This window comes from Streptomyces sp. NPDC051987 (genome assembly GCF_040680735.1).
Taxonomy (GTDB): Bacteria; Actinomycetota; Actinomycetes; order Streptomycetales; family Streptomycetaceae; genus Streptomyces.
On the sequence record NZ_JBFAXI010000016.1, the window covers coordinates 1 to 12867 of the forward strand.

At 71.8% G+C, this 12867-nt stretch carries 10 protein-coding genes and 1 riboswitch; of the genes, 3 read left to right on the forward strand and 7 right to left on the reverse strand.

What is annotated here, in order from left to right:
- Positions 1-329: 329 nt before the first annotated feature.
- Together AB0M11_RS11695 and AB0M11_RS11700 are read left to right on the forward strand one after the other, a co-directional pair.
- Positions 330-974 (forward strand): MerR family transcriptional regulator, encoded by a 645-nt coding sequence (locus AB0M11_RS11695; protein WP_365703997.1) that lies wholly within the window; start codon positions 330-332, stop codon positions 972-974.
- A gap of 90 nt (positions 975-1064) precedes the next feature.
- Positions 1065-2429: a DNA polymerase IV gene (locus AB0M11_RS11700; RefSeq protein ID WP_365703999.1), complete on the forward strand. Its 1365-nt coding sequence runs from the start codon at positions 1065-1067 to the stop codon at positions 2427-2429.
- Positions 2430-2508: 79 nt separating this feature from the next.
- Here the strand turns inward: AB0M11_RS11700 and AB0M11_RS11705 are convergent, their stop codons facing one another.
- Positions 2509-2889, reverse strand: coding sequence for a PRC-barrel domain-containing protein (locus AB0M11_RS11705; protein ID WP_365704001.1), 381 nt, complete (start codon positions 2887-2889; stop codon positions 2509-2511).
- A gap of 114 nt (positions 2890-3003) precedes the next feature.
- A riboswitch (glycine riboswitch) is annotated at positions 3004-3097 on the forward strand.
- Positions 3098-3275: 178 nt separating this feature from the next.
- On the opposite strand from AB0M11_RS11705, the gene gcvP reads away from it, so the two are divergent.
- Entirely contained in the window at positions 3276-6161 is a 2886-nt protein-coding gene (gcvP, locus tag AB0M11_RS11710; RefSeq protein WP_365704003.1) for an aminomethyl-transferring glycine dehydrogenase, read from the forward strand.
- Between the two features lie 47 nt (positions 6162-6208).
- Here the strand turns inward: gcvP and AB0M11_RS11715 are convergent, their stop codons facing one another.
- The 6 genes from AB0M11_RS11715 to AB0M11_RS11740 form a co-directional block, all read right to left on the reverse strand.
- Positions 6209-7474, reverse strand: coding sequence for an ABC transporter ATP-binding protein (locus tag AB0M11_RS11715; protein WP_365704005.1), 1266 nt, complete (start codon positions 7472-7474; stop codon positions 6209-6211).
- Positions 7475-7487: 13 nt separating this feature from the next.
- A complete protein-coding gene (gene modB / locus AB0M11_RS11720) occupies positions 7488-8336 on the reverse strand; it encodes a molybdate ABC transporter permease subunit (protein WP_365704007.1) in 849 nt (282 codons plus the stop codon).
- Complete coding sequence (gene modA, locus AB0M11_RS11725; RefSeq protein ID WP_365704009.1) at positions 8333-9169, reverse strand: molybdate ABC transporter substrate-binding protein; 837 nt, start codon at positions 9167-9169, stop codon at positions 8333-8335. The genes modB and modA overlap by 4 nt, the downstream gene beginning before the upstream one ends.
- Positions 9170-9398: 229 nt before the next feature.
- Complete coding sequence (locus tag AB0M11_RS11730) at positions 9399-9794, reverse strand: helix-turn-helix transcriptional regulator (protein WP_365704011.1); 396 nt, start codon at positions 9792-9794, stop codon at positions 9399-9401.
- 80 nt (positions 9795-9874) lie between these two features.
- On the reverse strand, positions 9875-10396 hold the full coding sequence (locus AB0M11_RS11735; RefSeq protein ID WP_365704013.1) for a hypothetical protein: 522 nt from the start codon (positions 10394-10396) through the stop codon (positions 9875-9877).
- Between the two features lie 104 nt (positions 10397-10500).
- A complete protein-coding gene (locus AB0M11_RS11740) occupies positions 10501-12456 on the reverse strand; it encodes an amino acid transporter (protein ID WP_365704015.1) in 1956 nt (651 codons plus the stop codon).
- Between the last annotated feature and the right edge of the window lie 411 nt (positions 12457-12867).

The following is a 12867-nucleotide window of genomic DNA, read 5'->3' on the forward strand; positions in this document are numbered from 1 at the left end:
CTCCCGCGTCTCCCCCCCGTTCTCCCCCCCGGCCATCCCCCCCCCCCGCCCGTTGACCCTCTGGGTCCCCCGCCCCCCCCCCCGCGCGGGGGGGGGGGGGCGGGGCCGGTTCGCGGCTGGTGACGGCCGGAAGTCATGGGCAATTGCCAGCGGCCACTGAGAGCGTCCTACGGCTTGCCGCCAGAGCATTCGGCTAGCCTTTCCCCGCGGTGGGGCACGGGAAACCACTCCTAGGGTGATTATCACTCGGCGTGCCGAGTGTGGCGATCGTTGACGCACCCCTGGTGACTGCCTACCGTCGAGAAGGCAGGTCAAGGACGGAGGTCGGCGTGAGAAGCAGCGGCGACAGTATGGCTGGGGGTGCCCCCGGACGCGGTTTCGGGGAGAGCGGTCCGTCCCCGCTTCACAGCAGCACCGCCGGTCACGCTCCACAGCGGCCGACCGCGGTGCCGAGCGGCGGAGGGGCGGCGTCCATGGCGACCGAGGAGATCGGCTACCGCGGGCCCACGGCCTGCGCGGCGGCCGGCATCACCTACCGGCAACTCGACTACTGGGCCCGCACCGGCCTGGTCGAGCCGAGCGTGCGGCCCGCCTACGGGTCGGGCACCCAGCGTCTGTACAGCTTCCGGGATGTCGTGGTCCTGAAGATCGTCAAGCGGTTCCTGGACACCGGGGTCTCTCTCCAGAACATCCGCACCGCCGTCCAGCATCTTCGGGAACGCGGTTTCCGTGATCTTGAGCGGATGACCTTGATGAGCGATGGCGCCACGGTCTACGAGTGCACCTCGCCCGACGAGGTCCACGCGCTGCTCCAGGGCGGTCAGGGCATCTTCGGGATCGCGGTGGGCGTGGTGTGGCGGGACGTCGAGAACGCGCTTTCCCAACTGCACGGCGAGCGCGTCGACACCGGGGAGACGCTCGTCGGTCACAACCCGGCCGACGAACTGGCCAGACGGCGCAACCGGGCGGTCTGAACCCCGGCCCGCGGCCCCCGGAAACCTCTCGATGCCCCGGCACAGGTGTGTGCCGGGGCATTGTCAGTGGCGTGGTGCAGCATCGGAGATGTGAGAAACGCGCCCACGATCCTGCATCTCGACATGGACGCCTTCTTCGCCTCGGTGGAGCAGGCGTCCAAGCCGAGCCTTCGCGGGAAGGCCGTGGTCGTGGGCGGACTCGGACCGCGCGGTGTGGTGGCCACCGCGTCCTATGAGGCCCGGGTCTTCGGGGTGCACTCGGCGATGCCGATGGGGCAGGCACGGCGGCTGGCGCCGAACGCCGCGTACCTGGTGCCGCGCTTCGGGCTGTACCGGTCGATCAGCGAGCAGGTGATGGCGCTGCTGCGCGAGCTCTCGCCCTTGGTGGAGCCGCTCAGCCTGGACGAGGCGTTCGTCGATCTGGAGGCCGGTGAGGCGGCCAGGGACGCCGCGTCGGCCCGGCGGGTGGGGGAGAGGCTGCGCGCCGACATACGGGCCGTCACAGGGCTCTCGGGCTCCGTCGGGCTCGCCGCCTCCAAGATGCTCGCGAAGATCGCCTCCGAGCAGGCCAAACCGGACGGGCTGGTGCTGATCGAGCCGGGCACGGAGCGGGCGATGCTGGGGCCGATGTCGGTGCGGATCCTGCCGGGGGTGGGGCCGGCCACGGGGGACCATCTGCGGCGGGCCGGGATCACCACGGTCGACGAGATCGCCGAGGCGGGCGAGGACGAGCTGGTCCGGCTGCTCGGCAAGGCCCACGGCCACGCCCTGTACGCGATGGCGCTCGCGCATGACGAGCGGCCCGTGGTGGCCGAGCGGGAGACCAAGTCGGTGTCGGTCGAGGACACCTACGACGTCGACATCCATGACCGGATGCGGGTGGGGTTCGAGGTGCAGCGGCTGGCCGACCGGTGTGTCCGGCGGCTGCGGGGGGCCGGGCTGTCGGGGCGCACCATCGTGCTGAAGGTACGGCGGTACGACTTCTCGACGCTGACCCGGTCGGAGACGCTCCGGGGGCCGACCGACGATCCGGCGGTGGTGCGGGAGGCGGCCGCGCGGCTGCTGGACTCGGTCGACACCACGGGGGGTGTGCGGCTGCTGGGGGTGGGCGTGTCGGGGCTGGCCGACTACACGCAGGAGGACCTGTTCGCGCAGGCGGCGGCCGGGGAGGGGGCGGCGGAGTTCGCGGCGGAGGAGGACGTGGCGGAGCCGGTCGCCGAGGAGCAGGCCGTCGCCGAGCGTCGGTGGCCTGCGGGACACGACGTGCGGCATGCCGAGTACGGGCACGGATGGGTGCAGGGGAGCGGGCTCGGGCGGGTGACGGTGCGGTTCGAGACGCCGGGTTCGTCGGAGCCGGGGAGGGTGCGGACGTTCCGGGTCGAGGACCCTGAGCTGGAGCCGGCGGAGCCGTTGCCGTTGGTGCCGGGGAGTCCGGGGGCCGGGGTGCGTGCGTGAGCGTGAGCGTGGGCGGGGATGGAGGGGGGACGCTGACCGCCGCCAGCAGGGTGTAAGTGCCCGCACGTGCCGTCGGCCGTCACGCCCCCGCGTCCTCCGTGCCCGCCAGTTTGCCGAAGTCGTGGTCGGGGTGGTCGTGGGGCGGGGGAGCCGTGTCGAGGCCGTAGTGGTGGTAGAGCTGGAGTTCCTGTTCGGGGGAGAGGTGGCGGCCCACGCCGAAGTCGGGGGCGCCCTTGATCAGGGCGCGGTCGAACGGGACGTGGAGGGTGCCCTCGACCAGCTCACTGGGCTCCAGGGGCACGAAGGCGTCCCGGGAGAACAGGCCGGTGCGTATGGCCGCCCACTCCGGCACGCCCGTCGCGTCGTCGAGGTACACCTCGTCGATCGTGCCGATCTTCGTGCCGTTGCGGTCGAACGCCTTGCGGCCGATCAGGTTGCGCGGATCGATGTCGGTCTGCACGGGCCCTCCACTTGGTCGCAACTCATCCGTAAGCACTACAAAAGAGCACATTGGAGGAGGCGGCCACTCGAAGGCTCCGGTGTTGCCCCCGCTGGTAGGCTGGCTGACGGCTGCTGACCCCGTGCGGGAGAGTCCTCCGGGAAGCCGGAGGCGCCGAAGGAGCAAATCCTCCCCGGAATCTCTCAGGCTCACGTACCGCACGGACGAGGTCACTCTGGAAAGCAGGGCGGACGTCGACGGTGTCCGCTCTCACCGACGGTGAAAGCCGGTGGTCCGCAAGGGCGTACCGGTGAAGCTCTCAGGTTGAGATGACAGAGGGGGAGGCCGTCGGGGTACCCGTGCCGGGGTACCCCTCGAAGGTCGCGTCAGACCAGGAGGCCTCCGCAATGACCGCCCAGCGTGTTCCGCTCTCCGAGCTTGAGCAGGGTATTCCCTTCGAGCAGCGCCATATCGGCCCCGACCACGAGGCTCGGGCCAAGATGCTCGCCCAGGTCGGCTACGGCTCGCTCGACGAGCTGACCGCGGCCGCCGTGCCGGACGTGATCAAGAACGCCGACCGGCTGGACCTGCCCGGCGCCCGGACCGAGGCCGAGGTGCTGGCCGAGCTGCGGTCGCTGGCCGACCGTAACCAGGTGCTCGGCTCGATGATCGGCCTGGGGTACTACGGGACCTTCACACCGCCCGTCATCCTGCGCAACGTGATGGAGAACCCCGCCTGGTACACGGCGTACACGCCGTACCAGCCGGAGATCTCCCAGGGCCGCCTGGAAGCGCTGCTGAACTTCCAGACCGTGGTCGCCGACCTGACCGGGCTGCCCACCTCCGGTGCCTCGCTGCTCGACGAGGGCACCGCCGCCGCCGAGGCCATGGCCCTGTCGCTGCGCATGGGCAAGAACAAGAAGGGCGTCTACGTCGTCGACGCGGACGCGCTGCCGCAGACCATCGCCGTGATCCGGACCCGGGCCGAACCGACCGGCGTGGAGGTCGTGGTCGCCGACCTCGCCGACGGCATCCCGGCGGACCTCGCCACGCGCGAGATCAACGGCGTGCTCGTCCAGTACCCCGGCGCCTCCGGTGCCGTACGCGACATCAAGGCCGTCGTCGACCAGGCGCACGAGTTGGGCGCCCTCGTCACCGTCGCCGCCGATCTGCTGGCGCTGACCCTGCTGACCTCGCCGGGCGAGCTGGGGGCGGACATCGCCGTCGGCACCACCCAGCGGTTCGGCGTCCCGATGGGCTTCGGCGGGCCGCACGCCGGTTACCTGGCGGTCCGCGAGAAGTTCGCCCGCAGCCTGCCCGGACGGCTCGTGGGCGTCTCCGTGGACGCCGACGGCAACAAGGCGTACCGGCTGGCGCTGCAGACCCGCGAGCAGCACATCCGCCGGGAGAAGGCCACCAGCAACATCTGCACCGCGCAGGTGCTGCTCGCCGTGATGGCCGGCATGTACGCCGTCTACCACGGCCCCGAGGGGCTCAAGGCCATCGCCCAGCGTACGCACCGCTACGCCACGATCCTCGCCGCGGGCCTCCAGGCCGGCGGTGTCGAGATCGTGCACGGCGCCTACTTCGACACCCTCACCGCGCGCGTGCCCGGCAAGGCCGCCGGCATCGTCGCCGCCGCCCGGGAGAACGGCGTCAACCTGCGGCTCGTCGACGCCGACCACGTCTCCATGGCCTGTGACGAGACCACCACCCGCGCCCAGCTGGGCGCCGTGTGGGCGGCCTTCGGTGTCGAGGGCGACGTCGAGGCGCTGGACGCCGTGACCGAGGACACGCTGCCCGAGGCGCTGCTGCGCACCGACGGCTACCTCACCCACCCCGTCTTCCAGCAGCACCGCTCCGAGACGGCGATGCTCCGCTACCTGCGCAGGCTCGCCGACCGGGACTACGCGCTGGACCGCGGCATGATCCCGCTGGGCTCCTGCACCATGAAGCTCAACGCGACCACCGAGATGGAACCGGTCACCTGGCCGGAGTTCGGCCAGCTGCACCCCTTCGCGCCCGCCGAGCAGGCCGAGGGCTATCTCACCCTCATCCGCGAGCTGGAGGAGCGGCTCGCCGAGGTCACCGGGTACGACAAGGTGTCGCTGCAGCCCAACGCCGGATCGCAGGGCGAGCTGGCCGGGCTGCTCGCCGTCCGCGCGTACCACCGGGCCAACGGCGACGCGCAACGGACCGTGTGCCTGATCCCGTCGTCGGCCCACGGCACCAACGCCGCGAGCGCCGTGATGGCGGGCATGAAGGTCATCGTCGTGAAGACCGCCGAGGACGGCGAGATCGACGTCGACGACCTGCGGGCGAAGATCGAGCAGCACCGGGGCGAGCTCGCGGTACTGATGATCACGTACCCGTCCACGCACGGCGTGTTCGAGGAGCACGTCGCCGACATCTGCGCCCAGGTGCACGAGGCCGGCGGCCAGGTGTACGTCGACGGGGCCAACCTGAACGCCCTGGTCGGGGTCGCCAAGCCGGGCCACTTCGGCGGCGACGTCTCCCACCTCAACCTGCACAAGACCTTCTGCATCCCGCACGGCGGCGGCGGTCCCGGCGTCGGCCCGGTGGCCGTACGGGCCCACCTGGCGCCGTACCTGCCGAACCACCCGCTGCAGCCCGCCGCCGGGCCGGAGACGGGCGTCGGGCCCGTCTCGGCCGCGCCGTGGGGCTCCGCGGGGATCCTGCCGATCTCGTGGGCCTACGTCCGGCTCATGGGCGGCGAGGGGCTGAAGCGGGCCACCCAGGTGGCCGTGCTCAGCGCCAACTACGTCGCCAAGCGGCTGGAGCCGCACTACCCCGTGCTCTACACCGGGCCCGGCGGGCTCGTCGCGCACGAGTGCATCATCGACCTGCGGCCGCTGACCAAGGCGACCGGGGTGAGCGTCGACGACGTCGCCAAGCGGCTCATCGACTACGGCTTCCACGCGCCGACGATGTCCTTCCCGGTGGCCGGCACGCTGATGATCGAGCCGACCGAGTCCGAGGACCTCGATGAGCTCGACCGGTTCTGCGCGGCGATGATCGCCATTCGGGCGGAGATCGACAAGGTCGGAGCGGGGGAGTGGACCGCCGACGACAACCCGCTGCGGGGTGCTCCGCACACCGCGGGCGCGTTGGGCGGCGAGTGGAAGCACGCCTACAGCCGGGAGGAGGCCGTCTTCCCCGCCGGAGTGTCGGCCGCCGACAAGTACTGGCCGCCGGTGCGCCGCATCGACCAGGCCTACGGTGACCGGAACCTGGTCTGCTCGTGCCCGCCGCTGGAGGCGTACGAGGACTGACCCACAGGGTTCGGCGTGCGGCCCGGCTCCGGCGGGGCCGCACGCTTTCACGCCGGGTAGGCGTGCGTCTGGGTCGCCTTCACCGTCGCCCAGACCGGGGCCCCGGGGTGCAGGTCCAGGTCGGCCGCGGCGACCGTGGTGAGGTCGGCGGCGAGGGCGAGTTCGCCGGTCAGGGCGGCGCGGATCTGGTCGCCGTGGGTCTCCAGGCCGGCCACCTCGCAGCGCCACAGGTTGCGGGCGCTGGCGCCCGTGGGGCGGTCCCGGAAGAGGGTGACCGCGCTCGGCGGGAACGCGACGAAGACGTCACCGGTGAGATGCTCGGTGGTGGTGATCACGGGGCCCGCGACCAGCTCGACGGTGTGGCCCTCGGCCCGGCCGCGGTAGAGGTTGAGGCCGACCAGGTGGGCGATGTAGTCGGTGCGCGGGTGGCGGGCGATGTCGGCGGGGGTGCCCTCCTGGACGACCCGGCCGTGCTCGACGACGATCAGGCGGTCGGCCAGCACCATGGCGTCCAGCGGGTCGTGGGTGACCAGTACGGCCACGGCCTCGAACTCGGCCAGGTGGCGGCGGAGCCGGGAACGCACGTCGAGGCGGGTGCGGGCGTCGAGGGCGGCCAGCGGTTCGTCCAGGAGCAGCAGGCGGGGGCGGGTGGCCAGGGCGCGGGCCAGTGCGACGCGCTGTGCCTGGCCGCCGGAGAGACGGCGGGGTTTGACGCCGGCGTGGTCGGCGAGGCCCATGCGGTCCAGCCAGGCGGCGGCCTGGGAGCGGGCCTCGGCCTTCGTCGCGCCCTGGCAGCGGGGGCCGAAGGCGACGTTGTCGAGGGCCGTGAGGTGGGGGAAGAGGAGGTAGTCCTGGAAGACGAAGCCGACCGGGCGGGACTCGGCGGGTGTGCGGTCCAACTCGGTGCCGTCCAGGCGGAGGTGGCCGGCGGTGAGGGGGGCGAGACCGGCCAGGGCACGGAGGGCGGTGGTCTTGCCGGCGCCGTTGGGGCCGAGGAGGGCGACGACCTCTCCGGGGGCGGCGGTGAGGGTGATGTCCAGGTGGAAGGTGGGGCGGGTGACGACGAGGTGGGCGTGGAGGCCGTGCGTCGCCGGGTGCGCCTGGGTGGTGGGTACCCGGCCTTCGGCCGGGTCGGTGCTCCCACCCGCACCAGCCGGGGCATCTGTGTCGGGTGCGGGTGGCCCCAGCGGGTGCGAAGCGCCGTCGGCGGCCGTGGGCGTGCCGTGGGGGGATCGCGGACCGTTGCCGGCGGTCAGGGGCAGGCCGTGGGGCAGCTGTGGGACGTCTGGTGCGGGGGGCTGGGAGTCGGTCATCGGGGTGTCTTTCTCATGACGCCGTCATCCAACGGTCTCGCAGGGCCGCGAGGACCGCGATCGACACCGTCAGGAGGACCAGGCTGAGCGCGATCGCCGTGTCCGGGTCGTTCTGCAGGGCGAGGTAGACCGCGAGCGGCATCGTCTGGGTGCGGCCGGGGAAGTTGCCGGCGAAGGTGATCGTCGCTCCGAACTCGCCGAGCGCGCGGGCCCAGGCCAGGACCGCCCCGGCCGCGATGCCGGGGGCGATGAGGGGGAGCGTGACCCGGCGGAACGCCGTGAAGCGGGAGGCGCCCAGGGTGGCGGCCGCCTCCTCGTAGCGGGGGTCGGCGGCGCGGAGCGCGCCCTCGACGCTGATCACCAGGAAGGGCAGCGCCACGAAGGACTCGGCGACCACCACGCCCGCCGTGGTGAACGGGAGGGTGATGCCGAACCAGGAGTCCAGCCACTGGCCGACCACCCCGTTGCGGCCGAGGGCGAGGAGCAGGGCCACACCGCCGACCACCGGGGGAAGGACGAGGGGCAGGGTGACCAGCGCGCGGACGAGACCCCGGCCGGGGAACTCCGTGCGGGCCAGCAGCCAGGCCAGGGGGACGCCCAGGACCAGGCTCACGGCCGTCGCCGCCGTCGCGCAGACCAGCGAGAGCTGCAGGGCCTGCCACACCTGCGTACTGGTCAGCAGGGACGGGAGGCCGCTCCAGGGGGCCCGCACCAGCAGGGCGACCAGGGGCAGGAGCAGGAAGACCAGAGCTGCCGCTCCGGGGAGGAGGAGCGGCAGTGGTACGGCCGGCCGAACCCGCCGGCGCCGCGGGCCGCCCGTGAGGGTGCCGGCCGCGGCCCCGGACTCGTCGGCTCCCGTCACGGCTTGAGGAACCCGGCGTCGCTCAGGACCTGCTGGCCCTCAGGGGACTGCACCAGGGCGATGAACGCCTTGGCCACCGCGGGGTTCCGGGCGTTCTTGAGGAGGGCGATCGGGTAGTCGTTGATGGCGTCGGCGGACTCGGGGAACTCCACGCCCGCCACCTTGCTGCCTGCCGCCTTCACATCCGTCCGGTAGACGACCGCCGCGTCGGCCTCCTTCAGCACCACCTTGTTCAGGGCGGACTTCACGTCCTGCTCGTAGGAGACCGGGGTGAGCCTGAGCTTGTCGGCGGCCAGGGTCTTCTGCGCGGCGGCACCGCACGGCACCGTCCTGTCGCACAGCACGACCTTCAGCGACGACCTGGTCAGGTCCTTCAGCGAGGAGATCTTGTCGGGGTTGCCCGGCAGGGTGGCGATCTCCAGCTGGTTGCGGACGAAGGTGGCCGGTGCGGTGGCGGTCTCCTTCTTGTCCGTCACGATCGCCATGGTCTTCGGGCTGGCGGCGGCGAAGACGTCGGCCGGCGCACCGCTGGTGATCTGCGCGGCGAGGCTGTCACTGCCGCCGAAGCTGAAGTTGACCTTGGTGCCCGGGTGGGCCTTCTCGAAGTCGGCCTTCAGGGTCGTGAAACTCTCCTGGAGCGAGGCCGCCGCGAACACGGTGATCGAGCCCGACAGTCTGGGCGTCGCCGACGACGTGTCCGACTTCGTCGACGGGGACGAGTCGCTGCCGGAGTCGGAGGAGGACGAGCAGGCGCTCAGGGCCAGCAGGGCCGCGACCGAGGCACCGGCCACCTGGAGCGTGCGCCGGGGCCGGCGCACGGAACGGGTCGTCACGAGTGAACTCCTCTGATTCCTCTGGGGGAAACTGTCGCGCCCTGCTGCGACCCGGGTATCAGCCGCCTGCCGATGATTCTGCCGCATCTGCCAGGCATAAGTCTCTTGTCACATCGCATGAGCTACATGCTTCCGGATTTGATCTGGCATGTGCGTTCGCCCATGCCCCCGGCGCATCAGCGGCAGCTCCGTGCATCGCGCCCGTGAAACCCGCCCGGTCCGGGCCGGGTCAGACGCGGTCGATGTGCACGTTCGTGGACTTCACCCGGGCCGTCGCCTCCATGCCGACCTCCAGGCCGAGTTCCTCGACCGCCTCCCGGGTCAGGAGGGAGACCAGGCGGTGCGGACCGGCCTGGATCTCGACCTGGGCGGCGACGTCGCCCAGCTTGATCGCGGTGACGATGCCGGGGAAGGCGTTGCGGACCGAGGTGTAGGAGGCGTCCTCCTCACCGCTGCCCGCCTTGGCCAGTTCGACGGAGAACGCGGCGAGGGCCGCGCCGTCGATGAGCCGTCGGCCGCCCTCGTCACGATGGGTGGCCACCCGGCCCGCGTCGGCCCAGCGGCGGGCGGTGTCCGGGCTGACGCCGAGCAGCCGTGCCGCCTGGCCGATCGTGTAGGACTGCATGCAGGTCACGATAGGCCCAGCCGTCGGTGCCCGCGGCCGGCGGGTGTGGGGTCGGCGGGTGTGGGAGCGGCGGGTGGCGGTCAGCCGAGGCCGGACGCGTCGAGGACCGCGCGCGCGTTGGTGTCGTCGATCTCGTGACCGAGCCGCGCCAGCACCTCGGCGCCCCGGCGCAGGGTGCCGCGTTCCAGCGAGCGCCGGACACCGGTGTCCAGCTCGTGCCAGAGCAGCGGGTTGGCGTGCAGGACACCGGGGTCGAGCTCCAGGCGGCTGCCGTGCGTGTCGCGCAGCACCAGATGCGCGCAGACGTCTCCGTACTGGCCGACGTAGACGAGGGAGTCGGTCCGGACGGTACGACGGCGGAGCGGGCCGCGTACCGCCAGCCAGCCGGGGCCCGCGGTGACATGGGCGGGCAGCAGCATGGTGAGGACGGCGGCCGCGAGGGTGACCCAGAGCAGGGCGCGGGCGGGGGTGAGGGTGCCGGCGTCCCAGTCCACCAGGAGCGTGAGCCCGCCGAAGCCGAGGGCACAGCCGACGGCCAGGTGCGCACGACCGTGCCAGGTGCGGTCACCGGCCGCCCGGCCCCTGCGTCTTCTGTCCTCCATGGGGCCGACGGTAGGGGCCGCCGGTCGCTGCGGAGCCAGCGCTGACGGGGTTCTTATGCGGACCGAGCGGTTCTTGACGGGATTCTTACGCGCCCTGTCCCGCCTCAGCCGGTGTGCACGCGCGGCCGCCGGGCCCGGTCCGGCTCGGCCTCCCGCAGCACCTCGCGGGTGACCGGGGCGACCTCGCCCTGGCCGAAGAGGAAGAACCGCAGGAAGTTGGCGAACGGGCCGCCCTCGGTCCACTCGAAGTAGATGTGCGGGATGCAGCCGGTCTCGTCGCGGACGTGGAGCAGGAGCGCGGCCAGGGCGTTGGGGATGGAGGCCGACTCCAGGGTCAGCACGCGGTAGCGGTTGTGCAGGACCTCGCCGCGGACGGCGAGGCCCGCCTCGAACTCGGAGGGGTCGGTGACCGTCACCTCGACGAAGACGAAGTCCTCCTGCTCGGGCATGTCGTTGTCGGCCCGGATCTGCTCGACCTTGTCGCGGTACTCGGCGATGTCGCGCCGGTCCGGCTCGTTGGCGATGAACCGCATCTTGCGGCTGGCCATGTCCCGGATGAACCGTTCCGCCATGTCGTCGAGGGTCACGCTGGTCACGCGCAGTTCGAAGGCGCGGGCGAGGCGGGACAGCAGCGAGACGAGGATGATGCCGACGATGAAGCAGGCGCCGATCTTCACACCGTCGGGCCGCTCGATGACGTTGACGACGGTCGTGTAGAGGAACACCGCCGAGATCACCCCGAACCCGACGGTCCACTTGCGCTGCCCGGCCTTGCGGGAGGCGATGGTCACGGCGACCGCGGCGGAGCTGATCAGGACCAGCACGCCGGTGGCGTAGGCGCCGCCCTGCGCGTCGACGGAGGCGTCGAAGATCCAGGTGACCAGGAAGGCGATCAGGGTGAAGACGATGACCATGGGGCGCACGGCGCGGGCCCAGTGCGGGGCCATGCCGTAGCGGGGCAGGTAGCGCGGCATCAGGTTGAGCAGTCCGGCCATCGCCGAGGCGCCGGCGAACCACAGGATGCAGATGGTCGAGACGTCGTAGACCGTGCCGAAGGCGTTGCCGAGGTATTCGTGAGCCAGGTAGGCGAGTGCGCGGCCGTTGGCGTCGCCGCCCGCCTTGAACTCCTGCTCCGGGATCAGCAGCGTGGTGATGAAGCTGGTCGCGATAAGGAAGCAGCTCATGATCAGGGCGGCCGTGGTGAGCAGCTTCTTGGTGTCCCGGATGCGGCCGGTGGGCTGCTGCTCGGTGTCGCCCGGGTCGCCCTTGACGTGCGGCATGACGGCGACGCCGGTCTCGAAGCCGGACAGGCCCAGGGCGAGTTTCGGGAAGACGATCAGGGCGACGCCGATCATGACGAAGACGTTGCCGTGTTCCGTGGTGAGGGCGCTGGTCCAGTCGGTGACCACGTGCCCGGCGGTGATGACGTGGTAGAAGCCGACGATCACCACGACGACGTTGAGCGCGAGGTAGACGCCGACCAGGGCCACCGCGACGCCGATCGCCTCCAGGAAGCCCTTGAGGAAGACCGCGCCGAGCAGGGCCACCAGGAACAGGGTGATCACCATCTGCTTGCCGTGCAGGAAGTCGGTGAGGTGCGGGTTCTCCACCAGGTGGGTGGAGGCGTCCGCGGCCGACAGGGTGATGGTGATCAGGAAGTCGGTGGCGGCGAAGCCGAGCAGGGTGAGGACGAAGAGCTTGCCCTGCCAGAAGGAGAGCAGCCGTTCCAGCATGGCGATGGAGCCCTCGCCGTGCGGGCTCTCCTCGGCGACCCGGCGGTAGACCGGCAGGGCGCCGGCCAGGGTGACGATGACCAGCACGATGGTCGCGATCGGCGACAGCAGACCGGCGGCGAGCGCCGCGATGCCGGGCTGGTAGCCGAGGGTGGAGAAGTAGTCGACACCGGTCAGGCACATCACCCGCCACCAGCGCTGGCCCTGGTGCGCGGGCTCGGGCTGCGCGTGAGGGCCGGTGTGGCCGCCGCTCTTGCCCATGTCGGACAGCCCCTCCAGCATCCAGGCGCGCAGGCGACTGGGAGGGGGGTGCTCGGTCGTGGCCATGGGGTCGGCTCCTGGTGTCCGGCGCGGTGTGGTGCGGCGCAGTTCGATTCCGGCCATCACGCGGACGGCGGCACCAGCGTAAGCAGAGAGTGACGCGTGGGCCCACGGATCGGCGTGCCTTGGGCGTCAAGCTTGCGTTAAGAATGCCCTGACGGGCGGGGGTCGCGCATCAAGAGTTGGCCGGTTGGCGGACCGCGGCGCACGCTGGGCTGTACGGGGGACGGCGGGCAGGGCCGCGGGGTCGGCCACCGAGCGTTATCCCGCACGGCACCGCATGGCAGGGCATTGCATCGCACCGCACGGCATCGCAGGGCATCGCACCGCATTGCACCGCACGGCATCCCGCGCATCGTACGGGCGGGTGCCGTCCTCTTGCCGGCTGCCGGCTGCCGGCAGCACGCGCGGCCTCTT

Coding starts and splice junctions, on each gene's coding strand:
- AB0M11_RS11730 (WP_365704011.1), bottom strand. CDS start 9,794: ATGCAGTCCTACACGATCGGCCAGGCGGCACGGCTGCTCGGCGTCAGC.
- AB0M11_RS11715 (WP_365704005.1), bottom strand. CDS start 7,474: ATGACCGACTCCCAGCCCCCCGCACCAGACGTCCCACAGCTGCCCCAC.
- AB0M11_RS11735 (WP_365704013.1), bottom strand. CDS start 10,396: ATGGAGGACAGAAGACGCAGGGGCCGGGCGGCCGGTGACCGCACCTGG.
- AB0M11_RS11740 (WP_365704015.1), bottom strand. CDS start 12,456: ATGGCCACGACCGAGCACCCCCCTCCCAGTCGCCTGCGCGCCTGGATG.
- gcvP (WP_365704003.1), top strand. CDS start 3,276: ATGACCGCCCAGCGTGTTCCGCTCTCCGAGCTTGAGCAGGGTATTCCC.